Source organism: Ancylobacter novellus DSM 506, from assembly GCF_000092925.1.
In the GTDB taxonomy this organism is placed as follows: Bacteria; Pseudomonadota; Alphaproteobacteria; order Rhizobiales; family Xanthobacteraceae; genus Ancylobacter; species Ancylobacter novellus.
In genome coordinates, this window is the sequence record NC_014217.1 from 4,017,222 (window position 1) to 4,043,069 (window position 25,848).

Genomic DNA, 25,848 nt, shown 5'->3' on the forward strand with positions numbered 1-25,848 from the left:
CGCTCAGGGCAGCAATTTGTACCCCCCCGCCTCGGTGGCAAGAAGGTTGGGGTGCGAAGGGTCCTTCTCGATCTTCTGGCGCAGGCGGTAGATGTGCGTTTCCAGCGTATGCGTGGTGACGCCGGAATTGTAGCCCCACACTTCCTGCAGCAGGATTTCCCGCGCCACCGGCTTCTTGCCGGCACGGTAGAGGTAGCGAAGGATCGCCGTCTCCTTCTCCGTCAGCCGGATCTTGGAGTTGCGCTCCGTCACCAGCATCTTGGCGCCGGGCCGGAAGGTGTACGGGCCGATGGTGAACACCGCGTCCTCGCTCGCCTCGTGCGAGCGCATCTGCGCGCGGATGCGGGCGAGCAGCACGGCGAAGCGGAACGGCTTGGCGACATAGTCGTTGGCGCCGGCCTCCAGGCCCATGATGGTGTCGCTGTCGGTGTCGTGGCCGGTCAGCATGATCACCGGCGCCTTGAAGCCGCCCTGGCGCATGATGCGGACCGCCTCGCGGCCGTCCTTGTCGGGCAGGCCGACATCCATCAGCACCAGGTCGACGCGCTGGGATTCGACCTCGTTGATCGCCCCCTGGGCACTGTCGACGGCGACCACCTCGAACTCGTCATAGAGCGAGAGCTGCTCGACCAGCGCCTCGCGCAGGTCCTTGTCGTCGTCGACCACCAAAACTCGCTGAGCGTTCGCCATATCGCTTTCCCGAAAATACCGCGTCCCGTCAGGTCCGCTTCCCGAAGCCCCTTGTTCGCAGGGCACCGCGCGTCCACTCTCGCGCGGCGTCGGATGGAGGTGCCGTGCGTCCGGAGTAGGCAGGCGAAACGCGTTCGGCAAGAGTCGGCGGCCCCGCGGGACGGCATAGGCGCGGGTTCGTGACGTGATCGTGAACGGAAAACGCGTGAAGAAGAAGCCCCTTCCCGAAGAAACAAGCAGGAAATCCCCCGCCGCGCGTCGTCCGGGCGCATCGCGGCTGCGCGTGGTGGCGCGTCCGGGCTCGCCCGCCCGCGGCTGGCTCGTCCTCGACGGACGCGCGATCCCGGTAGCGCTCGGCCGCGCGGGGATCAAGGCCGGCAAGCACGAAGGCGACGGCGCGACGCCGAAGGGCGTCTGGCACCCACGCGAGGTCCGCTACCGCGCCGATCACGGCCTGCGGCCGACGACACGCCTGCCGGTGCGTCGTACCCGCCCCGAGGATGGCTGGTGCGACGACCCGCGCGACGGGCGCTACAACCGCCCGGTCCGGCTGCCCTTCAAGGCCTCGCATGAGGAGATGTGGCGCCGCGATGGGCTGTACGACCTCGTCGTCGTGCTCGACCATAACCAACGCCCCCGCAAGACGCGGGGCGGCTCGGCCGTGTTCCTGCACCTTGCGCGCGCAGATTTCGAGCCGACCGCCGGCTGCGTGGCCTTCCGCCGCCCGGACCTCAAGCGCCTGCTGGCGCGGCTGACGCGGGCCACGCGGATCGAGGTGGTGTGATGAGCTAGGCGGCTCTCGCTGAATTGCGCCACCCCTCGGACCGTCATCCCCGGACTTGGCCCGGGGATCCACGACTTGCCTTGAGCGCCCAGCCGAACCGAAGTCGTGGATGGCCGGGCCAAGCCCGGCCATGACGAACCTCTGAGTTTCAGCGCGTGCCGAAGATGGCGCTGCCGACCCGCACATAGGTGGCGCCGAGCCCGATGGCGGTCTCGTAGTCGCCGCTCATGCCCATGGAGAGCGCGGAGAGCCCGTTGCGGCGGGCGATCTTCGCCAGCAGCGCGAAATGCGGTGCGGCCGGCTCGTCCGCCGGCGGGATGCACATCAGGCCCTCGATCGTCAGGCCATGCACGTCGCGGCACTCGGCGATGAAAGCGTCCGCTTCGAGCGGCGCCACGCCGGCCTTCTGCGGTTCCTCGCCGGTGTTGACCTGAATGAGCAGGCGCGGCGCCGGCCGGCCTTCCAGCTTCGCGAACTCCTTGGCCAGCGCGGCGGCCAGCGAGGGCCGGTCGAGCGTGTGGATCACGTCGAACAGGCCGAGCGCGTCGCGCACCTTGTTGGTCTGCAGCGGGCCGATCAGGTGCAGCTCGATATCGGGATAATCAGCGCGTAGCGCCGGCCACTTGGCCCTTGCCTCCTGCACCCGGTTCTCGCCGAAGATCCGCTGGCCGGCCTCGATCGCGGGGAGGATGTGCTCGGCGTCGAAAGTCTTGGAGACGGCGACGAGATGCACCTCCTCCGGCTTGCGGCCGGCATCGCGGCTCGCCCGCGCGATCCGCTCGCGCACCTCGCCGAGCCTCGACGTCAGATCGCTCGCCGCCACATTCGAAGCCGTCTCGACCGTCATCGCCATCCCTCGCCTTGATCGACGCAATGCTGATATGCGCCGGCAGTGTCAAATCAAGTCGGCATTTGCCGCCAACTGTCCTTGCGGCAAGCACAACCCGCCGTTAACCTTTAGTCGAGCATTGCCAGCCGAGACGAACGTGAGCAGCCATCGGGGTCCTCACCTCGCCCCCGACATTCCCGCGCAGCCGGCCGAGCGCCACCCGTTCCTCGGGAGCAAGCGGGGGCGTCCGCATGCCGTCAGCCTGCGGCTGCGGCTGGTTGCCTTTGCCGTGCTCGCCATGACCCTCGTCGCCGCCGAGCGCCTCTACAGCATCGTCCGGCTGCACAGCGACAACCTCGCCGCCGCGCAGGACCATGTGCTGGACCTGATGGAGCGCGGCGTCAGTCAGTTCGGCACCGTGACCACGGAAGGCCGGGCGGTGTTGTCGACGCTCGCCGCCATGCCCGGCACCGTGCCGCTGGACCGCTATTCTATCACGCCGAGCGACGCCGACCCCTTGACCCCCGATCCCGGCGTCACGCCGGAAGCGCCGTCTTTCTGCCAGGGACTGGCGAAGGTCGCGGAAGGTTCGGCCGTGATCGATGCCATCTCGATCATCGCACCGAACGGCGTGGTCCGCTGCAGCACCAACGCCGCCGGCATGGGTCTCGATGTCAGCGGGCGCGATTATTTCCGCATCGCCATGCGGGGCATTCCGACGCTCGAATCGGTGACGCGCAGCTACGCGACCGGCATGCCCAGCCTCTATGCGGCCCAGCCCGTGGTGGTAGAGGAAGGCGAGGTCAGCGCCGTCCTGCTTGCGCGGATCGGACTGAACGACCTGCTGCCGCGCCGTTTCCTTGCCGAGCTGGGCGCCGCCGCGCAGGTCATGCTCGTCGGCCCCGAGGGCACGGTGATCATGGCCTATCCGGACCGCTCAGCCACCCTGGGCAGCAATCTTGCGGATACGGCGCCGGTGGCCCGCGCCATGAGCCGCACCCGCGGCACGCTACTGGCCACCGGACCGGACGATGTGCGCCGGGTCTATGCCTATAGCCGCCTGCCGGGCACCAACCTTCATCTGCTGGTCGGCGTCGACGAGAGGCGCGTCATCGCCCCCGTCGAGCGCGCGACCTTCAGCGCCGGCCTGGCACTGCTGGTGCTCGGCGTCATCATCCTGGTGACCTTCTGGGTCATCGGCGAACGGCTCATCGTCGCGCCGGTGCAGTCGCTGGCCGACCGGCTGGTCCGCTTCGGCCGCGGCGAGCCCGGCGAAGCGCCGACGGCACATACCTTGATCACCGAGTTGCAGCCGCTGGTCACCGCCTTCGAGGCCATGTCCAGCGAGCTGACGCGGCGGGAATCGGCGCTGCGCAACGCCAACCACCGGCTCAACTCGCTCGCCAGCCTCGACCCGCTGACCGGCATCGCCAACCGCCGCAGCTTCGACGCCGCGCTGGCGCTGCAATGGAACACGGTGAGCCAGCTGGCCGTGCTGATGATCGACATCGACAAGTTCAAGGCGTTCAACGACCTCTACGGCCACAAGGAGGGCGACAGCTGCATCCGTCTCGTCGCCCAGACCATGGCCTCGACGCTGCGCGGCACCGACCTGGTGGCGCGCCTCGGCGGCGAGGAGTTCGCCGTGCTCATGCCCAGCGCCAGCCTGCGGGCGGCGACCGAGGCGGCACAGCGGCTGCGCCGGGCGGTCGAGACCGTCGCCGTACCCCATCGCGGCGGACCGGCTGGGGTGGTGACGGTGAGCATCGGCTGCGCCGCCTGCGAGCCGGAGCCTGGGCTGACCTCCAGCGACCTCATGGTCGCCGCCGATAGGGCGCTCTACGAGGCCAAGGCCGCCGGCCGCAACGAGGTGCGGGTCGCCGGTGCCGTGCAGCCGAGCGCCGGCAGTACCCGGCTGGCGCCGATCTAGCCCGCCGTTGCAGCGCGAAAGGTTGACCGGGCGCGCGACTTGGTGCCTAGTCCCGCGCCATCGGCCCGTTCGGACCGAGATCCCTCAAGACATTGCCTGCCCAAGAAGCCTGACATGAGCACCGAGCGTTACAATGCCCGCGAGGCCGAGCCCCGCTGGCAGAAGATCTGGGACGAACGCGGGATCTTCCGCACCCGCAACGACGACCCGCGCCCGAAGTACTACGTGCTCGAGATGTTCCCCTACCCGTCCGGGCGCATCCATATCGGCCATGGCCGCAACTATGTGATGGGCGACGTGGTCGCGCGCTTCAAGCGCATGAAGGGCTTCAACGTCCTGCATCCCATGGGCTGGGACGCCTTCGGCCTGCCGGCCGAGAACGCCGCGATCGAGCGCAAGTCGCATCCGCGCGAATGGACCTACGAGAACATCGCCACCATGCGCGAGCAGCTCAAGCTGCTCGGCCTGTCGCTCGACTGGTCGCGCGAGATCGCCACCTGCGACCCCTCCTATTACGGCGAACAGCAGCGCATCTTCCTCGAATTCCTCAAGGGCGGTTTCGTCTATCGCCGCGAGAGCGAGGTGAACTGGGACCCGGTCGACAACACCGTGCTCGCCAATGAGCAGGTGATCGACGGCCGCGGCTGGCGCTCCGGCGCGCTGGTGGAACGGCGCAAGCTCGCCCAGTGGTTCTTCCGCATCACCGCACTGGCGCAGGAGCTGCTCGACGGGCTCGACACGCTTGATCGCTGGCCCGACAAGGTGCGCCTCATGCAGCGCAACTGGATCGGCCGGTCCGAGGGCCTGCATGTGCGCTTTGCGCTGGAGAACGCGCCGGCTGAGCTGCCGCGCGAGGTCAAGGTCTACACCACCCGTCCGGACACGCTGTTCGGCGCCTCCTTCCTCGCCCTCTCGCCCGGCCATCCGCTAACCGAGGCGCTCGCCGCCAACGACCCGGCGCTCGCCGCCTTCGTCGAGGAATGCCGGCGTGGCGGCACCTCGACCGCCGAGATCGAGACCCAGGAGAAGATGGGCTACGACACCGGCCTGAAGGTCGCCCACCCGCTGGGCGGACCGCATCTGCCGGTCTACGTCGCCAACTTCGTGCTGATGGAATACGGCACCGGCGCCATCTTCGGCTGCCCGGCGCATGACCAGCGCGACCTCGACTTCGCCCGCAAATACGGCCTGCCGGTCACCCCCGTCGTGCTGCCGCCCGACACCGACCCGGCCGCGTTCGAGATCGGCGACGTCGCCTATGACGGCGAGGGCACGCTCTATCATTCCGGCTTCCTCGACGGGCTCTCCATTCCCGACGCCAAGGAGGCGGTGGCCGCGAAGCTGGAGAAGCAGACGCTCGGCAACGAGCCGGTCGGCGAGCGGGCGATCAATTTCCGCCTGCGCGACTGGGGCATCTCGCGCCAGCGCTACTGGGGCTGCCCGATCCCGATCATCCATTGCGAGACCTGCGGCCCGGTGCCGGTCCCCGAGGACCAGCTCCCCGTGCGGCTGCCGGACGACGTCTCCTTCGATGCGCCGGGCAATCCGCTCGACCGGCATCCGACCTGGAAGCACGTGAACTGCCCGCAATGCGGCGGCCCGGCCCGGCGCGAGACCGACACCATGGACACCTTCGTGGATTCGTCCTGGTACTTCGCCCGCTTCGCCTCGGAGCCCGGCACGGCGCCGCTGCAGAAGGGCGCGGCCGACCACTGGCTGCCGGTCAACCAGTACATTGGCGGCATCGAGCACGCGATCCTGCACCTGCTCTATTCGCGCTTCTTCATCCGCGCGCTGAAGAAGCTCGGCCGTGTCTCGCTGGAGGAGCCCTTCGCCGGCCTGTTCACACAAGGCATGATCGTCCACGAGACCTACAAGGACCCGGAAGGCCGCTGGCTGTTCCCCGAGGAGGTCGAGAAGCGCGAGGACGGCACGCCGGTCAAGACGGGCACCAGCGAGCCGGTGACCATCGGCTCACCGGAGAAGATGTCGAAGTCGAAGAAGAACGTGGTGCCGCCGGAGATCGTCGCCGACACGTTCGGCGTCGACTGCGCCCGCTGGTTCATGCTCGCCGACACCCCGCCCGAGCGCGACAGCGAGTGGACCAGCGCCGGCATCGAAGGTGCCTGGCGCTTCGTCCAGCGCATCTGGCGCCTCGTCGGCGAGGCGGCGGCGCTGGCGCCCGCCGACATCGCCCGGCCGGAGAGTTTCGGAGCCGAATCGACCACCCTGCGCCGTGCCACCCACAAGCTGGCCGCGCAGGTCGCCGACGATGTCGAGCGGCTGCGCTTCAACGTCGCCGTCGCCCGCGTGCACGCCTTCGCCAATGTGTTCGGCGACGTGCTGACCACCGCCCGCAAGGCCGGTGACGTGCCAGCGGACCTTGCCTTCGCCCTGCGCGAAGCGGCGCACTTCCTCGTCGCCACCGTCTCGCCGATGGTGCCGCATCTCGCCGAAGAGTGCTGGACCGTGCTCGGCGGCACGGGTCTGATCGCCGAGGCCGCCTGGCCCGTTGTCGACCCCGCACTGCTGGTCGACGATACCGTTACGCTGCCGATACAGATCAACGGCAAGCGGCGCGGCGAGATCACCGTGCCGAAGGATGCCGCCCCGGCCGACGTCGAGAAGGCCGTGCTCGAACTCGATCTCGTGGCGCAGGCACTCGACGGGCGCGCGCCAAAGCGTATCATCGTGGTGCCGCAGAGGATCGTGAATGTCGTCGCCTGACCGGATGAACCCGATGCCGACCCGCCGCCTCACCCGTCGACGGGCCGTTGGCCTCGCCTGCGCGGCGCTGCTCGCGCTCTCCACCGCCGGCTGCTTCCGGCCCATGTATGCCGAGACGAGCCCCGGCGAGGGCTCCGCGCTGGCGGACAAGTTCGGGCAGATCGAGATCGTCTTCGCCAGCGGGCGTGTCGCCAACGAGGTGCGCAACGATCTCATCTTCGAGCTCACCGGCGGCGCCGGCAACCCGGCGGGGGCGCCCTACCGCCTGCTGCTCAACGTCCGCAACTCGACCACCGCCGCCGCGGTGGTGAGCCCTCTGACCGGCCTGCCCGAGGTTGAGCTGGTCACCGTCGACGTCCGCTGGCAGCTCTACGACGTTGGCAACCTCAAGGTTCCGGTCGCCACCGGCAACGCCATCGGCAAGGCCTCGCTGGACAGCGGCTATCAGCGCTTCGCCCGCAACCGCGCCATACGCGACGCCGAGAACCGCTCGTCTCGTGTCGCCGCCGAATCGATCCGCACGCAGCTGGCGGCTTATTTCGTCAACCCGACGGCTGCCGCCCCGGTCGCCGCGCCACCGCCTCTGCCCAACTACGCCACGCCCAAGACCTGAGCCGCCATGGTCGCGGTCCGGCCCGCCGACGTCGAGGCGACGCTCACCCGCATCGATCCGCTGCGTCCGGTGCTGCTGCTGTTCGGCCCGGATAGCGGGCTGGTGCGCGAGCGTGCCCGCGCCTATCTCGCCCGCGCCGCGGAAGGCTCCAGCGACCCCTTCGGCCTGGTGCGGCTCGACGGCGACGAGATCGCCGGCGATCCGGGTCGCCTGGTCGACGAAGCGGGCACGGTGGCGCTGTTCGGCGGAAGGCGGGTTATCTCGCTCCGGGTCGGCTCGCGCAACGTCGTGCCGGCGGTGGAGGCGCTGCTCGCCGCCCCGCCGGGCGACGCGATCGTGGTGATCGAGGCTGGCGACCTCAAGCGTGGCCAGGGCCTGCGGGCCTTGTGCGAGGCCTCCCCGCGCGCGCTGGCGATCACCTGTTATGCCGACACCGACCGCGACCTTACCCGGCTGATCGACACCATGGTGACGGAGGCCGGCCTTTCGATCGACCGCGACGCCCGCGCCGAGCTGATGGGCCTGCTCGGCGGCGACCGGCTGGCCTCGCGCGGCGAGATCGCCAAGCTTCTGCTCTACGCCGCCGGCGAGCCGCGCATCACCGCCGAGCATGTGCGCGCCATCGTCGGCGACGCTTCCAGCCTGGCGCTCGACGAGATCGCTGATTCCGCCTTTGCCGGGCAGCCGACCGAGATGGCCTCGGCCTTCGCCAAGGCGTCCGGCGAGGGCATGCGGGCGGACATCATCCTCGGCTCGGTATGCCGAACTGGTCAGGCACTGCATCTCTTACGGCTTGCAGCCGATGCCGGCAGCATAGAGCGGGCGATCGAGAGCGCCCGGCCAGCCATCCATTTCCGGCGCAAGCCGTTGATCGAAAAGGCGCTCCGCAGCTGGAGCGCGGCCCGGCTGGAGGCCGCCCTGCTCGCCCTCGACGACGCGCTGCTCGCCGCCCGCCGCAACGCGGCGTTAGGCCCGGCAATCGCCGAGCGCGCGCTGCTGCAGGTCGCCGGACAGGCCCGGCGCGGCTGATTTTCGCCTGATCGCTCAGTGGGTTGCGAGGCGGCGGCAGACCTCGTCGAGTTGGTCGAGCGAGGAATAGCGGATGCGGATCTCGCCCGCCTCGCCATTGTGCTTCAGCACCACCTGCAGGCCGAGTTCGTCGGAAAGCTTGCGCTGCAATGCCGCCGTGTCGGCGTCGAGCGCGGGTATCGCCTTGGCCTTGCGCGCCGGCTTGCCGGCCGCTTCCGCCTTGGCAACGTTCAGCTCCTGCGCCAGCGCCTCGATGGCGCGCACATTCATGCCCTGCTCGACGATGGCGCGGGCCAGCGTCTCCGGGTCGTCCTGCGTCAGCAGCGCGCGGGCATGGCCGGCCGAGAGGCGGCCATCGGCGAGATAGGTCTTCACCGTCTCCGGCAGGCGCAGCAGCCGCATCGTGTTGGCGACATGCGAGCGGCTCTTGCCGATCACCTTGGCGAGGTCGTTCTGCGAATAGCCGAACTGGTCGGACAGCGCCTGATAGCCGGCCGCCTCCTCCAGCGGGTTGAGGTCGGCGCGCTGCACATTCTCGATGATGGCGATTTCGAGCGCCTCGCGGTCATTGACCTCGACGACGACGATCGGCACCTCGTGGATGCCGGCGCGCTGGGCCGCGCGCCAGCGGCGCTCGCCGGCGACGATCTCATAGGCGTCACGCTCGCCGGCGACCTGGCGCACCACGATGGGCTGGATGATGCCGCGCTCGTGGATGGAGGCAGCGAGGTCCTCCAGATCCTCCTCGACGAAGCTGCGCCGCGGATTGCGCGGATTCGGCGCGAGGAAGGCGAGCGGCACCTTGCGCGCGCCGCCGCCGGAGGGACGGCCACCGCGGTCGTTCGCCGCGCCGGCATCCTCGCTCATGTCGCCGATCAGCGCTGCTAGGCCGCGCCCGAGCCGTGAACGTCCGCCATCTTCCGCCATCGCCATCACGCGCCTCCCTTACGCCGCTGGCGCGCGCAAAGCGCGCTCACGCTGGATTATTTCGGATGCGAGACGAAGATAGGCCTGCGATCCGACGCATTTGAGATCGTAGAGCAGCACCGGCTTGCCATAGGACGGCGCCTCGGAGACCCGCACATTGCGCGGGATGATGGTCTCGTAGACCTTCTCGCCCATGAACTGGCGCACATCCTCGACCACCTGGGCCGAGAGGTTGTTGCGCGCATCGTACATGGTCAGCACGATGCCGTGGATGGAAAGCTCGGGATTGAGGGTCGAGCGCACCTGTTCAACGGTCTTCAGGAGCTGCGACAGACCCTCCAGCGCGAAGAACTCGCATTGCAGCGGCACCAGAATCGCGTTCGCCGCCGCCATGGCGTTGACGGTGATCAGGTTCAGCGAGGGCGGGCAGTCGATCAGTACGTAGCTGTACTCGACATTGTTCCGAACCTGGAACGAGTCGTCACGCAGGTTCAGCCGACGGATGGCATCCCGCAGCCGGTAGGCGCGGTCGCGCTGGCTGGCGAGCTCCAGCTCCAGGCCGGAGAGGTCCATGGTAGAGGCCGCGATGTGCAAACGCGGCACCGCGGTCTCGAGGATCGCCTCACGCAAGCTCACCTCACCCGTCAGCACGTCATAGGTCGAGACGCGCCGGCTGCGGCGGTCGATGCCGAGGCCGGTCGAGGCGTTGCCTTGCGGGTCGAGATCGACCACCAGCACGCTCTCGCCGATTGCCGCGAGCGCCGTGCCGAGATTGATCGCCGTCGTGGTCTTGCCGACGCCGCCCTTCTGGTTGGCGAGGGCGAGCACGCGCGGGGCCACGGGGCGCGGCGCGGTCGGTGCGAGCGAAACCTCATCGGTCATGGTGTCGACCCTGCTGATGGGGCACGGTGCCCTAGGATGCGGGTTTCAGCGGCTCAGCCGCCCGGACGATCAGGACATGGCCGCCGGGGTCGGTCAGGCTGTCCTTAATCTCGGCTTGAATCTTCCAAGATTTAGAGGCTTCGGTCAATTCGTTATCAACATCTTGTCCCTTGAGGAACAGTCCCGTCGCTCCCTGCGCAAGGAAGGGCGCCGCAAGATCGAGAAGTTTCGGCAGCGGTGCAAGCGCGCGGGCGGAGACGATCTCGACGCCTTCAGCGATCTTGGGCGCCACCTGCTCAATGCGGGAAGGCAGCACGGTCGCGGGCAGCTCGGCGATGCGCGCCGCCTCGCGCAGGAAGGCCGCCTTGCGGCTGTCGCTCTCGACCAGCGTCACGTCGGCGCCCGGACGCTCGGCGAGAACCGCCGCAACGACGAGGCCGGGGAAGCCGCCGCCCGAACCGAGATCGACCCAGCGCGTCGCCTCGCCGGCGAGCGGGATCAGCTGCAGCGAATCGGCGACATGCCGGGTCCAGACGACCGGCAGCGTCGCTGGCGCCACCAGATTGATCGTGCGCTGCCACTTCTCCAGAAGTGCCACTATGGCGACCAGCCGGTCCTCTGTTTCACGTGAAACAGGTGTGAGGCGGAGCGCTCGGGCGCGGTCGGACGAATCGCTAGCGTTCATGCGCCATCATAGCGCGACGAGGCTTATTGCGCGCGCCGCGCATGCGCCGCCAGCAGCGCCAGTGCGGCCGGCGTCATGCCGTCGATGCGGCTCGCCTGGCCAATGGTACGGGGCCGAATCGATTCAAGCTTCGCCTTGATCTCGTTGGAGATTCCGGCGAGCGAACGGTAATCGACCTGTGGTAGCTGGGCCGCCTCGTCCCGCCGGAAAGAAGCGATGTCCGCTTCCTGGCGATGCAGATAGACGGCGTATTTTGCGTCGATCTCCACCTGCTCGCCGATGCGGGCATCCTCCCCTGACGCCTCCGGCCAGATGCGGCAAATGTCGGCCCAACCTACATGCGGGTAGGACAGCAGGTCGAAGGCGCTGCGGCGCTGGCCGTCGCGGTTGAGCGTCAGCCCATGGCGGTCGCCCTCCGCCGGGGTGAGCGCGACCGAGCGGCTCCATTCGCGCACGCGGGCCAGCGCTGTGCTCTTCCCAGCATAGCGCGCGCGTCGCTCAGAACCTATCAAGCCAAGATCGTCCCCCCGCGCAGTCAGCCGCTGATCGGCATTGTCGGCCCGCAGCGACAGGCGGTATTCGGCACGCGAGGTGAACATGCGGTAGGGCTCGCTCACCCCCCGCGTGACGAGATCGTCGATCATCACGCCGATATAGGCCTCTGCCCGGTCGAAGGTCGCGCCCTCCATCCCAGCCGCCCGCCGTGCCGCGTTCAGCCCGGCGACCAACCCCTGCGCCGCCGCCTCCTCGTAGCCGGTCGTGCCGTTGATCTGCCCGGCGAGGAACAGCCCCCTCGCCTTGCGGGTCTCGAGCGTCGGCTCCAGCTCACGCGGATCGACGTGGTCATATTCGATGGCATAGCCCGGCCGCAGCATCGCCACCCTTTCCAGTCCCGGAATCGTGGCGAGCAGCGCGAGTTGCACATCCTCCGGCAGCGAGGTGGAGATGCCGTTCGGATAGACGGTGGGATCGTCCAGCCCCTCCGGCTCGAGGAAGATCTGGTGCCCCTCGCGCTCGCCGAAGCGGACGATCTTGTCCTCGATGGACGGACAGTAGCGCGGCCCGACGCTCTGTATGTTGCCGGAGTACATGGCCGAGCGGGCGATGTTGGCGCGGATCACCGCATGCGTCGCTGGCGTGGTGCGGGTGATGCCGCACTTCACCTGGGGATTGGTGATGGCGTCGGTCAGGGTCGAGAATGGTTCCGGAGGCGAATCGCCGTCCTGCATCTCCAGCCCGGCCCAGTCGATGGTGCGGCCGTCCAGCCGCGGCGGCGTTCCGGTCTTCAGCCGGCCGAGCGTCAACCCGATCGCCGTCAGCGAGCCGGACAAGCCGCGCGCCGGCTGCTCGCCCATGCGGCCCGCCGGCATCTGCCGGTCACCGATATGGATCAGCCCGTTGAGGAAAGTGCCGGTGGTAATGACCACCGCGCCCGCGCCGATGCTCCGTCCGTCCGCCAGCTTCAGCCCGGCGACGCGGCCGTCTTGCATCAGCAGCGTGTCCGCCTCCCCTTCGAGGACGGAAAGGTTCGGCTGCGAATCGATCGCCCGCTGCATCGCCTGCGCATAGAGCTTGCGGTCGGCCTGCGCGCGCGGGCCGCGCACAGCCGGCCCCTTGCGGCGGTTGAGCACGCGGAACTGAATGCCGCCCTGGTCGGCGACGCGGCCCATCAGCCCATCCAGCGCGTCGACCTCGCGCACGAGGTGCCCCTTGCCGAGCCCGCCTATGGCCGGGTTGCAGGACATGGCGCCGATGGTGGCGAAGGCATGCGTCACCAGCGCGGTGCGCGCGCCAAGGCGGGCCGCGGCCGCGGCGGCCTCGGTGCCGGCATGGCCGCCGCCGATGACGACGACGTCGAAGGAAAGATCGTGCGCGCTCATGATCGCCCTTCAAAGCCAGCGAAAGCCGGCGGCGTCAAGGCACGCTTGGCTGTGCCGGTCCCAGCCGGCTGATTCACGTGAAACATTCCGTTAACGAATCGAGCCCGGCGGGGCCTTGTTTCACGTGAATCCTGCGCGGCTCATTTGCCGATGCAGAATTCGCGGAACACGACATCGAGCAGGTCTTCGACGCCGATCGTGCCGGTCATGCGGCCGAGCGCCCGGCCAGCGAGGCGCAGCTCCTCGGCGAGCAGTTCGTCGTCGAGACAATCCCACTCCCAGAGCGCGACGCGCAGATGCCCCGCCGCTTCCAGCGCGCTCATGCGATGCCGCTCGCGGATGAGCGCGGGATGTTCGGCTCCTCTTGCGCGTTCCGCCACGAAGGCACCGACCGCGTCGATCAGGGCTTCCAGCCCGGTGCCGTACTTAGCTGAGATGGCAAAGGCACGATCCGTCCAGCCGCCAGTGGGAGGCACGGCGCCGACTTCGTCCAGCTTGTTGGCGACCAGCCAGAGTTCGGCGCCGGCAGCCGCCTCGATCTGCGGCCGCGCGACCGGGGGCGGACCCTCGGCCGCATCGTGCACCCACAGCACCAGGTCGGCCTCGGCGATGCGGGCATGGGCGCGGCGTATGCCTTCCGCCTCCACCTTTCCCTCCGCCTCGCGCAGGCCGGCGGTGTCGACGAGCGTCACCTTATGGCCGGAGAGGTCGAGCGCGACCTCCAGCACGTCGCGAGTCGTGCCCGGCTCGTCGGAGACGATGGCGATCTCGCGCGCGGCGAGCGCGTTGATCAGCGACGACTTGCCGGCATTGGGCAGGCCGGCGATGGCGATCAGCGCGCCCTCGCGCACCATGGCGCCGCGCCGGTCGGCGAGCGCGGCGTCGAGCTCTCCGAGCAGCGCCTCCACCTCCGGCCGCGCCATGACCCGCGCCTCGGCCGGCACGTCCTCCTCGTCGGAAAAGTCGATGCCGGCCTCGATCAGCGCCATGGCGCGGATCAGCCGGCGCCGCCATTCCTCCACACGCTGGCCGAGATGGCCGAAGGCATGGGCGAAGGCGAGCCTGCGCTGACCTTCGGTCTCGGCGGCGATGAGGTCGGCGAGGCCCTCGGCCTGGGTGAGGTCCAACCGCCCATTGAGGAAGGCGCGGCGGGTGAACTCGCCCCGCTCGGCCGGGCGCAGGCCGGGCAGGGCGAACAGCGCGCCAAGCACGGCGGCGACCACGGCGCGCCCGCCATGGATCTGCAATTCGGCCATGTCCTCGCCGGTGGCGCTACGCGGGCCGGGAAACCACAGCGCCAGCCCCTCGTCCAGCACCTCGCCGCTCGACGGATCGCGCAACTTCGCCAGCATCGCCCGGCGCGGCTCGGGCAGGCGGTCGGCGAGCGCGACAAGCGCCTCCCCCGCCGCCGGCCCGGAGATGCGGATCACCGCCACCGCGCCGCCGGTGCCGGAGGAGACGGCCGCGATGGTGTCCCTCCCCGCCGCGGCAAATGCGCTTTCCTGCTGACCGTCCACCCGCTACGCCCTATCTATCGAATCCATCGATCCTCGCCGGAGAACCAGCGTGCCGAACCGCCTCCAGCATGCCGCCAGCCCCTATCTCCTCCAGCACAGCGACAACCCCGTCGACTGGTGGCAATGGCAGCCGGAAGCCTTCGAGGAGGCGCGCCGCAGCGGACGGCCCATCCTGCTCTCCATCGGCTACGCCGCCTGCCACTGGTGCCACGTCATGGCGCATGAGAGCTTCGAGGACGAAGCGACGGCCGCCGTGATGAACGAGCTGTTCGTGAACATCAAGGTCGATCGCGAGGAGCGGCCCGAAGTCGACCAGATCTACATGTCCGCCCTGCAGCAGCTCGGCGTGCAGGGCGGCTGGCCGATGACCATGTTCCTCGACGCCGAGGGCGCGCCCTTCTGGGGCGGCACCTATTTCCCCAAGGAGGCGCGCTACGGCCAGCCGGCCTTCACCGATGTGCTGAAGACCATGGCGAACGCCTATGGTTCGGGCGACCCGCGCATCGCCTCCAACCGCGAGGCGCTGCTGGCGCGGCTGCGGCAGAAGGCGGCGCCGGTGGGCAAGGTCACCATCGGGCCGAACGAGCTCGACGACGTCGCCGGCCGCATCCTCGGCATCATGGATTCGCAGCATGGCGGGCTGCAGGGCTCGCCCAAATTCCCCAACACGCCCTTCCTGGAGCTGCTCTGGCGGGCCTGGGAGCGCACCGGCCGCCAGCGCCTGCGCGACGCCGCGCTGCATGCGCTCGACGGCATGAGCGAGGGCGGCATCTACGACCATGTCGGCGGCGGCTATGCCCGCTACTCGGTCGACGAGCGCTGGCTGGTGCCGCATTTCGAGAAGATGCTCTACGACAATGCGCAGATCCTCGAGCTGCTCGGCCTCGCCTATTCCGAGACGCTGGCCGACCTGTTCCGCGCCCGCGCCGAGGAGACGGTCGGCTGGCTTCAGCGCGAGATGCTCACGACAAGCGGCGCCTTCGCCGCCAGCCTCGACGCGGATTCGGAAGGCCATGAGGGCCGCTATTACGTCTGGACGCTGAAGCAGGTTCTCGATGCGCTCGGCGCCGAGGATGCCGAGTTCTTCGCTCGGCACTATGACATCGCGCCCTTCGGCAATTGGGAGGGCGTGTCGATCCCGAACCGGCTCAAGGAGATGGAGCGCTCTCCCGCCGACGAGATGCGCCTCGCCATGCTGCGCGACAAGCTGCTCAAGGTCCGCGAGACGCGGGTGCCGCCCGGCCGCGACGACAAGGTGCTGGCCGACTGGAACGGGCTGATGATCGCCGCGCTCGCCAATGTCGCGCCGCGCTTCGGGCGGCCGGAATGGGTGGAGCTGGCGGCTCGCGCCTTCCGTTTCATTGCCGAATCGATGGCCAGGGAGGGACGGCTCGGCCATAGCTGGCGCGAGGGGCGGCTGGTGTTTCCGGGCCTGTCCTCGGACTACGCGGCCATGATCGGCGCGGCGCTGGCCCTGCACCAGGCGACGGGCGAGGCCTCTTATTTCGACCACGCCGTCGCCTGGCAGGCCCAATTGGAGGCACATCACGCGGCCGAGGACGGCGGCTATTACCTCACCGCCGACGACGCCGAAGGGCTGATCCTGCGCCCGGATGCGGCGGCGGACGATGCCGTCACCAACCCAAATGCGCTGATCGCCCGCAACCTCGTGCGGCTCGCCGCGGTGACGGGCGATGACGGCTATCGGGAGCGGGCGGACCGGTTGTTCGACGGCCTGCTGCCGCGCGCGGCGCCCAGCCTCTACAGCCATGCCGGCCTGCTCAACGCGCTCGACACGCGGCTGCGGGCGCCGGAGATCGTCGTGGTCGGTTCGGGCGAGGTGGCAGACGCACTGCTCGACGCCGCCCGCCGGCTGCCGCGCGTCGACCTGATGATCGAGCGCGTCAGCGATCCGGCGAGCCTGCCGGAAAATCATCCGGCACGCGCCAAGGCCGAGTCGATCGACGGCGCCGCCGCCTTCGTCTGCGCCGGCTCTGTCTGCTCGCTCCCCGTTACGGACGCGAATCGGCTGGTGGAAGTGGTGCGCGCGGGCGTCCTCAGCCAGTAGGGGACAAGCCTGTGGACAAGTTGTGCATGAAACGGCCGCAAGCGCCAGATTGGCCAGAATTGACCGCTGGCAGGCTAGGGCCTGTTTACGACCGATGGATCGGGCGACATGCGAAATCGCCGTCCTGAGTCAATTGTGAGGGGCGTCGTTTCGCAGGCGAAATTATATTTCTGGTTGTATATTTCGCATGGATGATTGCAGAAGTTGTCGCGTCAGCCTTTCCGCGTGAAGCGGATGTTGGCGAACATCAGCGGCATGACCAGCACAAGGGCCCCGACGAGGTCGGCCTGGAAGATGTATGCGATCCCCAGCTCCTCGCGCACCGCCGGCCCGATCACCGGGTCGGCGAAGTCGGCGACGAGGCTGGAGACGAACAGCGCGGTGGGCAGCCAGATGGCGAGCGGCAGCCACCAGCGCCGGCAGGCCATCACCCAGCTCAGCGCCGCGACGCCGATGACCAGCAGCCACAGCACCGCGGAGGGCGGCTCGCGCTCGGTGATGACGGTGGCATGAGCGGGGACGGCCGCCATCGAGGCGAAGGCGGCGAAAGCGAGAGCGGCGGCCGCCAGATCGAACCGGCTCCTACGCATCGCTCTCTCCTCCCCGCCCTCGCGGCGTCTCCGATCAGGTGTTCATCGAATCGAAGAAGTCGCCATTGGTCTTGGTCTGGCGCAGCTTGTCGACCAGGAACTCGATGGCATCGACCGTGCCCATCGGGTTCAGGATGCGCCGCAGGACGTACATTTTCTTCAAAACGTCGGCCGGCACAAGCAGCTCTTCCTTGCGGGTGCCCGAGCGGGTGATGTCGATCGCCGGGAAGACGCGCTTGTCGGAAACCTTGCGGTCGAGGATGACCTCGGAATTGCCGGTGCCCTTGAACTCTTCGAAGATCACCTCGTCCATGCGCGAGCCAGTCTCGATCAGCGCCGTGGCGATGATGGTCAGCGAGCCGCCTTCCTCGATGTTGCGCGCCGCGCCGAAGAAGCGCTTGGGGCGCTGCAGGGCGTTGGCGTCGACACCGCCGGTCAGCACCTTGCCGGAGGACGGCACGACGGTGTTGTAGGCGCGGCCGAGGCGGGTGATCGAATCGAGCAGGATGACGACGTCGCGCTTGTGCTCGACGAGGCGCTTGGCCTTCTCGATCACCATCTCGGCGACCTGCACATGGCGCTGGGCCGGCTCGTCGAAGGTGGAGGACACCACCTCGCCCTTCACCGAGCGCTGCATGTCGGTGACTTCCTCCGGCCGCTCGTCGATGAGCAGCACGATGAGGTAGCACTCGGGATGGTTGGTGGTGATGGACTGGGCGATGTTCTGCAGCAGTACCGTCTTGCCGGTGCGCGGCGGCGCCACGATCAGGCCGCGCTGGCCCTTGCCGATCGGCGCCACGATGTCGATGACGCGGGCGGAGAAGTCCTTGCGCGTCGGGTCTTCGATCTCGAGCTTCAGCCGCTCGTCGGGATAGAGCGGGGTGAGGTTGTCGAAGTTGATCTTGTGCCGGATCTTGTCCGGGTCTTCGAAATTGATGGTGTTGACCTTGAGCAGCGCGAAGTAGCGCTCGCCGTCCTTGGGGCTACGGATCTGCCCCTCGACGGTGTCGCCGGTGCGCAGGCCGAAGCGGCGGATCTGGCTCGGCGAGACATAGATGTCGTCGGGACCGGGCAGATAATTGGCATCCGGCGAGCGCAGGAAGCCGAAGCCGTCAGAGAGGATCTCGACGACGCCCTCGCCGATAATGTCGGTCTCACGGGCGGCGAGCTGCTTGAGAATGGCGAACATCAGCTCCTGCTTGCGCAGCGTGCTGGCGTTCTCGACCTCAAGTTCCTCCGCGAACACGAGAAGTTCGGCCGGATTCTTGGACTTGAGGTCCTGGAGCTTCATTTCCCCCATGGGAAAAGGCCTCGAATTTTGGATGGACCCCGGCCTAGTCTTTCAACTCGCCGGGCATCGGAAGAGATGGGAAGCGCTGGTCTGCGGAACGGGCCGAAGGTTATCGGCCTCTTATCCGGCACACCGGACAGCACCGGGGAAGATGCCGTTCAAAGTGGTGCGTCAGCCAGCTTCGTGGAAGTAGCGGCAACATAGGCAATGCCACGATTCGACGCAAGCCTGCCTCAACAGGCTTTGACCGCGTCAAAACGGCTTTACGATGACGAGGATGACGATGCCGATCATCAGCACCGTCGGTACCTCGTTGGCGATGCGGTAGAATCGCGCCGGACGGATGTTGCGGTCGGCGGCGAAATCTTTCACCCAGCGCGACAGCGCACCGTGGAAGCCGCTCATGACGAGCACCAGCGCGAATTTGGCGTGGAACCAGCCGGAGAGATACCAGCCGCCGTCCCAGGCGAGATAAAGCCCGGGGAGCCAGGTGACGCCCATCGCCGGATTGATGATCGCCTTGAGCAGCCGTCGCTCCATGACCTTGAAGGTCTCGGATTGCTGCGAGCCGACCGGCGCGTCGCAGTGATAGACCATCAGCCGCGGCAGATAGAGCATCCCCGCCATCCAGGAGATGACGGCGATCACATGCAGCGCCTTGATCCATTCGTAGAGCATGGCGAAGGCTAACCCATTACGCCCCGTGCCGGCCGAGCGACGCGCCGGCCATCCACGCTTTCCTCAGAATCCCCGCACCTTCGCGACCATCCGCTCGACATGCGTGATCGGCGTTTCCGGGCGGATGCCGTGGCCGAGATTGAAGATATGCGCCGCGCCGTGGAAATCCTCCATCAGCGCGTCAATGCCGCGGTCGAGCGCGTCGCCGCCGGCGATCAGCGCCAGCGGATCGAGATTGCCCTGCAAGGCGCAGCGCCCGCCCAAAGCGAGCCGCGTGGCGCGCCGCTCTGCCGTCCAGTCGAGGCCGACGCCGTTCACCCCGGTCCTCAGCACCAACTCGGTCAGACCGGCCAGCGTCGCTCCCTTGGGAAAGGCTATGATGCGCGCGCCGGGAACCTGTGCCCGCACGCCGTCGACAATCCGCTTGATCGGTTGGATGGACCAGCGCCGGAAGCTCTCCGGGTCCAACACGCCCGACCAGGTGTCGAAGATCTGCACCGCATCGGCACCGGCCCTGAGCTGCCCGACGAGATAGCCCACCGAGGCCTCGACCAGTCGGTCGATCAGCGCCTCGAAGAAATCCGGGTTGATCAAAGCCGCCAGCCGTGCCGGCGCCTGGTCCGGCGTGCCGCGGCCGGCGACCATGTAGGTCGCGACCGTCCAAGGTGCGCCGCAGAAGCCGAGCAGCGCCGTCTCGCCGGGCAATTCGGCACGCACGCGGGAGACCGTCTCCAGCACGCGGTCGATCTTCGACGGATCGAGATCGTCCCTCAATGCCTTGAGATCGTCGGCATCGGTCACCGGCTGGAGGCGCGGACCCTCGCCGGCCTCGAAGGTGAGGGGACAGCCCAGCGCGTGCGGCACGACGAGGATGTCGGAGAACAGGATCGCCGCATCGAAGCCGAAGCGGCGGATCGGCTGAAGCGTCACTTCGACCGCATGCTCGGGCGTATAGCAGAGCGTGAGGAAGTCGCCGGCCTTTTCGCGCACCTCCCGGTACTCCGGGAGATAGCGCCCCGCCTGGCGCATCATCCAGATCGGCGTGCGTTTCGGCACATGGCCGTCGAGCGCCTGCAGCAGGATGGATGAACCCGCCTTGTCCCCCGGCTCTTTCATACTTTTTTAATCTCTATTGAAGGAAGGTAGTCTTTGTTTAGGTGAGGGCATTAGACGGGTTCCTCGGCCCTCACAAGCCACCCCCAGCCTGGCCTCCGGGCGGGCGCCCGCGGGCGTGCCTGATATCGAGGCGAAACAAGGGCTTATCCGAACCGCGGCGGATTATCCACGCAGTTCGCAAAGAGGGCTTTGATTCCGATCACAGGGGCAGCCCTGTGGAGGACGTGCCCCGCTTTCCCCAGCCCGGACTTGCTAACGCCGGCTCGGCATGGCTTGTTCCATCGCTATGCACAGCCCTGTGGATGACCGGCGTGACTGACCCCTCTCGCCCGTCCGAAAGCTATTACCACCTGCATCTCGTGTCGGATTCGACCGGCGAGACGCTGATCAGCGTCGGCCGCGCCGCGGCGGCGCAGTACGACGTGAAGCCGATCGAGCACATCTATCCGCTGGTGCGCACGCAGAAGCAGCTCGACAAAGTCATCCAGGCGATCGACGAATATCCCGGCATCGTGCTCTACACGCTGACCGAGCCGGAGCTGCGTAACCGGCTGAAAACCTATTGTCTCGCCAATGGCATACCTGTGCTTTCGGTTCTCGCTCCGGTGGTGCGGCTGTTCCAGGCCTATCTCGGCGGCGCTCCCGAGCCCCGCGTCGGCGGTCAGCACCAGCTCGACGGCGATTATTTCCGCCGCATCGACGCGATGAACTTCACCGTCATGCACGATGACGGCCAGCATGTGGACGGGCTGGAGGCGGCGGACGTGGTGCTGCTCGGCATCTCCCGCTCGTCGAAGACGCCGACCAGCATCTATCTCGCCAATCGCGGCATCAAGGCCGCCAATATACCGCTGGTCCCGAGCATTCCCGTGCCGCCCGGCCTGTCTGAATTGAAGCGGCCATTGGTCGTCGGGCTCGTCGCCAGCGCCGAGCGGGTGGTGGAGATCCGCCGCAACCGGCTGCTCGGGCTGAACGCGGCGCAGGCGGCCGACGCCTATACCGATCGCGACTCGGTGGCCGAGGAGATTGCCTTCTCCCGCCGGCTCTGCGCCAAGCATGGCTGGCCGATGATCGACGTCACCCGCCGTTCCATCGAGGAGACGGCGGCGGCCATCATCGGGCTGCTGCAGGAGCACCGGCGCAAGCTGTCCGAGGACGCAAGTGTCGGATAGTTCGCCGAAAAATCCTCTGTGGCGGGGCGAGGCACCGCTCGTTCTCGCCTCGAAAAGCGCGGCCCGGCGGGCATTGCTGGAAGCGGCGCGGCTGCCTTTCGAGGCGCTCAGCGTCGAGGTCGACGAACGCGCGCTGGAGGCGGAAGCGGTGGCCGGTGGCGCCGGTCCTTCCGAGGTCGCCGCCGCTCTCGCCCGCGCCAAGGCGCTGGCGGGAAGCGCGCATCACCCGGATAGGCTGGTCATCGGCGCCGACCAGACGCTTGCCCTCGGCGACCAGGCCTTCCACAAGCCGGCGGACCTCGCGGCCGTCCGCGCGCAGATCGCCCGCCTAGCTGGCCGCACCCATGCGCTGCATTCGGCCATCGTGGTAGCGCGGGATGGGAAGGTCCTGTTCGAGACGGTGGAGAGCGCCTATCTCGCCATGCGCCCGCTGGATGACGCCGCGCTCGACGCCTATCTCGCCGCTGCCGGCGAGGCGGTGCGCTCCAGCGTCGGCGGCTACCAGCTGGAAGGGCTCGGCATCCATCTGTTCGAGCGTGTCGAGGGCGACCATTCGGTGATACTGGGTCTGCCGCTCTTGCCGCTGCTCGCCTTCCTGCGCCGCCTCGGAGTTCTCCTGTGACCCGCCACGCCGCCGTCATCGGCCATCCGGTCGCCCATTCGCGCTCGCCGCTGATCCATGGCTACTGGCTGAAGAAGCACGGCATAGACGGCACTTACGGCCTGCGCGACGTGGCGCCGGAGGAGGCGGATACCTTCTTCGCGAACTTTGCTGACAGTGGCCTCGTGGGCTGCAACGTCACCGTGCCGCACAAGGAAGCCGCCTTCCGGGCGCTGGCCGAGGCGGATCAGGTCGCCCGCGCGCTCGGCGCCGCCAATACGCTGTGGCTGGAGGGTGGGCGGCTCTGCGGTGGCAATACCGACGTCTACGGCTTCCTCGCCAATCTCGACGCCGCCGAGCCGGACTGGACCCGTGCGCTCGGCGAGGCGGTGGTGCTGGGAGCCGGCGGCGCCTCGCGCGCCATCGTCTACGCCCTGCTCAGCCGTGGTATCGACCGTGTGGTGGTGGCGAACCGCACTTTGGCCCGCGCAGAAGCGCTGCGCGAGAAATTCGGCCCGCGCGTGCTTCCCGTCGACTGGCGCGACCTCGCCGGGCGGCTCAATGGCTGCCGGCTTCTGGTTAACACCACATCGCTCAGCATGAAGGGCCAGCCGCCGCTCGATATCGAGCTCACCGCCCTGTCGCCGGACGCGCTGGTGACCGACATCGTCTATGTGCCGCTGGAGACGCCGCTGCTCAAAGCCGCCAAGGCGCGTGGCCTCGCCACGGTGGACGGGCTCGGTATGCTGCTGCACCAGGCGGTGCCCGGCTTCGAGCGCTGGTTCGGTGTGCGCCCGGAAGTCACGCCCGAGCTGCGGGAGCTGGCCTTGGCAGACCTCGCCGCCAAAGGGCAGCTCACGTGACGGCATCAAAGCCCTTCCGCCTCGGCCTCACCGGCTCGATCGGCATGGGCAAATCGACCACCGCGCAGATTTTCCGCGAGTTCGGCGTGCCCGTGCATGACGCCGACGCGGCCGTCCACGCCATCTATGGCGAGGAGGGCGTTGCGCCGGTCGAGGCCGCCTTTCCCGGCGTCGCCATCGGTGGCCGGATCGACCGCACCCTGCTCGGCGCCAAGGTGCTCGGCGACGATGCGGCGATGAAGCGGCTCGAAGCCATCGTCCACCCGCTGGTGCGGGCCCGCGAGCACGCCTTCCTCGAACGCGCGGCGCAGGCCGGCAACGACATCGCCGTGCTCGACATCCCCCTGCTGTTCGAGAGCGGGGCGCAAGGCCGCGTCGACGCCACCGTCGTCGTCACTGCGCCAGAATCTGTGCAGCGCGCCCGCGTTCTCGCCCGTCCGGGCATGACGGAGGAGAAATTCGCGGCGATCCTTGCTCGGCAGATGCCCGATTCGGAAAAGCGCCGCCGCGCCGACTATCTGATCGACACCGGCCATGGCCTCGACCATGCCCGCGCCGAGGTCGAGAAGCTGCTGGCAGAGCTGCGGCAAGGGATGCGCAACGGAGATCGCGATGCGTGAGATCGTGCTCGATACCGAGACCACCGGCCTCAATCCGCTCACCGGCGACCGGCTGGTGGAGATCGGCTGCGTCGAGATCTTCAACCGCATCCCGACCGGCCAGACCTTCCACGTCTATCTCAACCCCGAGCGCGACATGCCGCTCGAGGCGTTCAACGTCCACGGCCTGTCCGCCGAATTCCTGTCCGACAAGCCGCTCTTCGCGGCGGTCGTCGACGATTTCCTCGCCTTCATCGCCGGCGACCCACTGGTGATCCACAACGCCGCCTTCGACATCGGCTTCATCAATGCCGAATTGGCGCGCCTCGCCCGCCCGGCGCTCACTTTCGACCGGGTGGTGGACACGCTGAGCCTCGCCCGCCGCCGCCATCCCGGTGCGTCGAATCGTCTCGACGACCTGATGAACCGCTACGGCATCGACGGCTCGCGCCGCACCAAGCACGGGGCGCTGCTCGATTCGGAATTGCTGGCGGATGTCTATGCCGAGCTGTGCGGCGGCCGGCAGACCGCTCTCGGGCTCACCGTCGTAGAGACCACGGTCGTGCTGGCCGAGCGGCAGTCAGCGGCACCGTTGCAGCGCCCGCGCCCGCTGGCGCCGCGGCTCGATGCCGCGCAGGTCGCCACGCACGAGGCCTTCGTCGCCACGCTGGGCGACAGCGCCATCTGGAAGGACTACGCGGCCGGCGAGTGATTCTTCCGGCCGCGCCTTGTGCCCAAAGGGCTCAGGAGGCGAGCACGTTGCTCGGCTGCTGCTGCGCCATGCGCTGGCGGTAGAGGGTGACGAAGTCCACCGGATCGATCATCAGCGGCGGGAAGCCGCCATTGCGCACGGTGTCGGCGACGATCTGGCGCGCGAACGGGAACAGCATGCGCGGGCATTCGATCAGGATGAAGGGGTGGATCGTCTCCTGTGCCACGTTCTGGGCGCGGAAGATGCCGGCATAGACCAGCTCCAGCGCGAACATGGTCTTGCCGGAGAGCTCGGCCTTGGCCTCGATCTTCAGCTCGACCTCGTACTCGCCGCCCTCGCGCACCGGGCGCGCATTGACGTTGATCTGGATGCCGATCTGCGGCTGGCCCTTGACGATCAGCGATTCCGGCGCGCCGGGATTCTCGAACGACAGGTCCTTGGTGTACTGCGTCAGCACCTGCAGCGTCGGCATCGGCGCGGCGTTTTCGGTCTCGGCCATGAATATCTCCTGGGGTCCGCCGGGCGCGCCGCGAGGGCGCCGGCGCATGGTGCCGCTGGGTCGGTAATTCCGCCGCAGACGGTCTTGGGCGATAAGGCGGGTGTCGCTAACATGGTTGCCCGCAGGCTAGCAAGCGCGCGCCCGTGGAAAGCCTTGCGCCGCCGCCATGAAGGTGAGGGGCTTGGCAGCCGCTTGGCGCGGTGCGCCGGCTTGCTCTACTGTTCAAATCGCATCGCCCGGCAACGGCTCTTCCGTGCGAAGTGATGACCCAGCGGCATTCACGGGGTGGCGAAATCGGCCAGACGTCGTAAATAGGTCATGGAGGGTGCCTCGGCTTGTTCCGACTGGAACGCGGCGGAATGCGCACCACATGAGAGTCATCCCATCGCCGAAAGGGTATTTCGGCGGCGTACAGCAACGGCGAACTGCGACGTGTTCGATATCTATACGATCATCTTCCTGGCCCTCGCCGTGTTCATCTTCATACGGCTGCGCAGTGTGCTGGGTCAGCGGACGGGCCGCGAGCGCCCGCCTTACGATCCCTATTCGCGCCGTGATCCCGCCAAGGCGCCGGCCGGCCCTGCCGACAAGGTGGTGAGCTTCCCCGGCGCCGCCGAGAAGCCGTCCGTTCCCGAGCCGGCCGAGGCCACTGAGAGCGACGAGCCGGCGCCCGCCCGCTGGGCCGGCGTCGCCGAGGTCGGCTCGGCGGTGGCCAACGGCCTCGACGCCATCGCGGCGCAGGAGCGCGGCTTTGACGCCCAGCATTTCCTCACCGGCGCCCGCGCCGCCTATGAGATGATCGTCGTCGCCTTTGCCAATGGCGACCGTGCCGCGCTGAAGGAGCTCCTCGCCCGCGAGGTGTTCGAAGGCTTCTCCGCCGCCATCGCCGAGCGTGAGCAGCGCGGCGAGAAGATGGAAACCCAGTTCGTCGGCATCGAGAAGGTCGAGATCATCGAGGCCGGGGTGAAGGGCCGTAGCGCCCAGATGACCCTGCGCTTCCTCTCGCAGCTCATCTCGGTGACCCGCGACAAGGCGGGCCGGGTGATCGACGGCGATCCCGAGCAGGTGGCGGATGTCACCGATGTGTGGACCTTCGCCCGCGAGCTCGGCACGCGCGACCCGAACTGGAAGCTGGTCGCCACCGAAGCGGCTTCGTGAGAATATGA

The 25,848-nt window shown here is 68.2% G+C and carries 24 protein-coding genes; 12 read left to right on the forward strand and 12 right to left on the reverse strand.

Annotated elements, in window-relative coordinates:
- Nucleotides 1-3: 3 nt before the first annotated feature.
- Nucleotides 4-690, reverse strand: coding sequence for a response regulator transcription factor (locus SNOV_RS18875; protein WP_013168566.1), 687 nt, complete (start codon nucleotides 688-690; stop codon nucleotides 4-6).
- 205 nt (nucleotides 691-895) lie between these two features.
- Between SNOV_RS18875 and SNOV_RS18880 the strand changes: the two genes are divergently transcribed.
- Complete coding sequence (locus SNOV_RS18880; protein WP_244412793.1) at nucleotides 896-1,474, forward strand: L,D-transpeptidase family protein; 579 nt, start codon at nucleotides 896-898, stop codon at nucleotides 1,472-1,474.
- Nucleotides 1,475-1,622: 148 nt separating this feature from the next.
- On the opposite strand, the gene SNOV_RS18885 is transcribed toward SNOV_RS18880, so the two are convergent.
- Entirely contained in the window at nucleotides 1,623-2,321 is a 699-nt protein-coding gene (locus tag SNOV_RS18885) for a YggS family pyridoxal phosphate-dependent enzyme (protein ID WP_013168568.1), read from the reverse strand.
- 139 nt (nucleotides 2,322-2,460) lie between these two features.
- Here SNOV_RS18885 and SNOV_RS18890 point away from each other — a divergent pair, with 139 nt between their 5' ends.
- The 4 genes from SNOV_RS18890 (at nucleotide 2,461) to holA (ending at nucleotide 8,602) form a co-directional block, all read left to right on the forward strand.
- On the forward strand, nucleotides 2,461-4,233 hold the full coding sequence (locus SNOV_RS18890; protein ID WP_013168569.1) for a GGDEF domain-containing protein: 1,773 nt from the start codon (nucleotides 2,461-2,463) through the stop codon (nucleotides 4,231-4,233).
- 114 nt (nucleotides 4,234-4,347) lie between these two features.
- Nucleotides 4,348-6,960 (forward strand): leucine--tRNA ligase, encoded by a 2,613-nt coding sequence (leuS, locus tag SNOV_RS18895; protein ID WP_013168570.1) that lies wholly within the window; start codon nucleotides 4,348-4,350, stop codon nucleotides 6,958-6,960.
- Nucleotides 6,947-7,573, forward strand: a complete 627-nt coding sequence (locus SNOV_RS18900; protein ID WP_013168571.1) for an LPS assembly lipoprotein LptE — start codon at nucleotides 6,947-6,949, stop codon at nucleotides 7,571-7,573. The genes leuS and SNOV_RS18900 overlap by 14 nt, the downstream gene beginning before the upstream one ends.
- A gap of 6 nt (nucleotides 7,574-7,579) precedes the next feature.
- Nucleotides 7,580-8,602, forward strand: a complete 1,023-nt coding sequence (holA, locus tag SNOV_RS18905; RefSeq protein ID WP_013168572.1) for a DNA polymerase III subunit delta — start codon at nucleotides 7,580-7,582, stop codon at nucleotides 8,600-8,602.
- A 15-nt stretch (nucleotides 8,603-8,617) separates the two neighbouring features.
- Here holA and SNOV_RS18910 read toward each other — a convergent pair whose 3' ends face one another.
- The 5 genes from SNOV_RS18910 to mnmE form a co-directional block, all read right to left on the reverse strand.
- The gene (locus SNOV_RS18910) at nucleotides 8,618-9,535 is read right to left on the reverse strand and encodes a ParB/RepB/Spo0J family partition protein (protein ID WP_013168573.1); all 918 of its coding nucleotides are present in this window, start codon (nucleotides 9,533-9,535) and stop codon (nucleotides 8,618-8,620) included.
- A 12-nt stretch (nucleotides 9,536-9,547) separates the two neighbouring features.
- The gene (locus SNOV_RS18915) at nucleotides 9,548-10,411 is read right to left on the reverse strand and encodes a ParA family protein (RefSeq protein WP_013168574.1); all 864 of its coding nucleotides are present in this window, start codon (nucleotides 10,409-10,411) and stop codon (nucleotides 9,548-9,550) included.
- A 31-nt stretch (nucleotides 10,412-10,442) separates the two neighbouring features.
- On the reverse strand, nucleotides 10,443-11,096 hold the full coding sequence (gene rsmG / locus SNOV_RS18920) for a 16S rRNA (guanine(527)-N(7))-methyltransferase RsmG (protein WP_013168575.1): 654 nt from the start codon (nucleotides 11,094-11,096) through the stop codon (nucleotides 10,443-10,445).
- Between the two features lie 23 nt (nucleotides 11,097-11,119).
- The gene (gene mnmG, locus SNOV_RS18925; protein WP_013168576.1) at nucleotides 11,120-12,976 is read right to left on the reverse strand and encodes a tRNA uridine-5-carboxymethylaminomethyl(34) synthesis enzyme MnmG; all 1,857 of its coding nucleotides are present in this window, start codon (nucleotides 12,974-12,976) and stop codon (nucleotides 11,120-11,122) included.
- A 140-nt stretch (nucleotides 12,977-13,116) separates the two neighbouring features.
- Nucleotides 13,117-14,493, reverse strand: coding sequence for a tRNA uridine-5-carboxymethylaminomethyl(34) synthesis GTPase MnmE (gene mnmE, locus SNOV_RS18930; RefSeq protein WP_013168577.1), 1,377 nt, complete (start codon nucleotides 14,491-14,493; stop codon nucleotides 13,117-13,119).
- Between the two features lie 49 nt (nucleotides 14,494-14,542).
- Between mnmE and SNOV_RS18935 the strand changes: the two genes are divergently transcribed.
- Nucleotides 14,543-16,561 carry a thioredoxin domain-containing protein gene (locus SNOV_RS18935; RefSeq protein WP_013168578.1) on the forward strand — a complete coding sequence of 673 codons (2,019 nt, stop codon included), beginning with the start codon at nucleotides 14,543-14,545 and terminating at the stop codon, nucleotides 16,559-16,561.
- Nucleotides 16,562-16,773: 212 nt separating this feature from the next.
- Here SNOV_RS18935 and SNOV_RS18940 read toward each other — a convergent pair whose 3' ends face one another.
- From SNOV_RS18940 to hemE, 4 genes are all read right to left on the reverse strand, one after another.
- Nucleotides 16,774-17,151 (reverse strand): hypothetical protein, encoded by a 378-nt coding sequence (locus tag SNOV_RS18940; protein ID WP_013168579.1) that lies wholly within the window; start codon nucleotides 17,149-17,151, stop codon nucleotides 16,774-16,776.
- A gap of 34 nt (nucleotides 17,152-17,185) precedes the next feature.
- On the reverse strand, nucleotides 17,186-18,451 hold the full coding sequence (gene rho, locus SNOV_RS18945; RefSeq protein ID WP_013168580.1) for a transcription termination factor Rho: 1,266 nt from the start codon (nucleotides 18,449-18,451) through the stop codon (nucleotides 17,186-17,188).
- Between the two features lie 243 nt (nucleotides 18,452-18,694).
- Entirely contained in the window at nucleotides 18,695-19,120 is a 426-nt protein-coding gene (hemJ, locus tag SNOV_RS18950) for a protoporphyrinogen oxidase HemJ (protein WP_013168581.1), read from the reverse strand.
- Nucleotides 19,121-19,183: 63 nt separating this feature from the next.
- Nucleotides 19,184-20,236, reverse strand: a complete 1,053-nt coding sequence (gene hemE, locus SNOV_RS18955; RefSeq protein WP_013168582.1) for a uroporphyrinogen decarboxylase — start codon at nucleotides 20,234-20,236, stop codon at nucleotides 19,184-19,186.
- Nucleotides 20,237-20,538: 302 nt separating this feature from the next.
- On the opposite strand from hemE, the gene SNOV_RS18960 reads away from it, so the two are divergent.
- Genes SNOV_RS18960 through dnaQ form a run of 5 tightly spaced genes read left to right on the forward strand, consistent with a single transcriptional unit; the run spans nucleotide 20,539 to nucleotide 24,183 of the window.
- Entirely contained in the window at nucleotides 20,539-21,408 is an 870-nt protein-coding gene (locus tag SNOV_RS18960) for a pyruvate, water dikinase regulatory protein (RefSeq protein ID WP_013168583.1), read from the forward strand.
- Complete coding sequence (locus SNOV_RS18965) at nucleotides 21,398-22,030, forward strand: Maf family protein (RefSeq protein WP_013168584.1); 633 nt, start codon at nucleotides 21,398-21,400, stop codon at nucleotides 22,028-22,030. The genes SNOV_RS18960 and SNOV_RS18965 overlap by 11 nt, the downstream gene beginning before the upstream one ends.
- The gene (locus SNOV_RS18970) at nucleotides 22,027-22,872 is read left to right on the forward strand and encodes a shikimate dehydrogenase (RefSeq protein ID WP_013168585.1); all 846 of its coding nucleotides are present in this window, start codon (nucleotides 22,027-22,029) and stop codon (nucleotides 22,870-22,872) included. Before SNOV_RS18965 ends, SNOV_RS18970 begins: the two co-directional genes overlap by 4 nt.
- The gene (gene coaE, locus SNOV_RS18975; RefSeq protein ID WP_013168586.1) at nucleotides 22,869-23,492 is read left to right on the forward strand and encodes a dephospho-CoA kinase; all 624 of its coding nucleotides are present in this window, start codon (nucleotides 22,869-22,871) and stop codon (nucleotides 23,490-23,492) included. The genes SNOV_RS18970 and coaE overlap by 4 nt, the downstream gene beginning before the upstream one ends.
- The gene (gene dnaQ, locus SNOV_RS18980; RefSeq protein ID WP_013168587.1) at nucleotides 23,485-24,183 is read left to right on the forward strand and encodes a DNA polymerase III subunit epsilon; all 699 of its coding nucleotides are present in this window, start codon (nucleotides 23,485-23,487) and stop codon (nucleotides 24,181-24,183) included. Before coaE ends, dnaQ begins: the two co-directional genes overlap by 8 nt.
- Before the next feature lie 31 nt (nucleotides 24,184-24,214).
- Here dnaQ and secB read toward each other — a convergent pair whose 3' ends face one another.
- On the reverse strand, nucleotides 24,215-24,682 hold the full coding sequence (gene secB / locus SNOV_RS18985; RefSeq protein WP_013168588.1) for a protein-export chaperone SecB: 468 nt from the start codon (nucleotides 24,680-24,682) through the stop codon (nucleotides 24,215-24,217).
- Nucleotides 24,683-25,114: 432 nt separating this feature from the next.
- Here secB and SNOV_RS18990 point away from each other — a divergent pair, with 432 nt between their 5' ends.
- Complete coding sequence (locus SNOV_RS18990; protein WP_013168589.1) at nucleotides 25,115-25,840, forward strand: Tim44/TimA family putative adaptor protein; 726 nt, start codon at nucleotides 25,115-25,117, stop codon at nucleotides 25,838-25,840.
- Nucleotides 25,841-25,848: the final 8 nt, after the last annotated feature.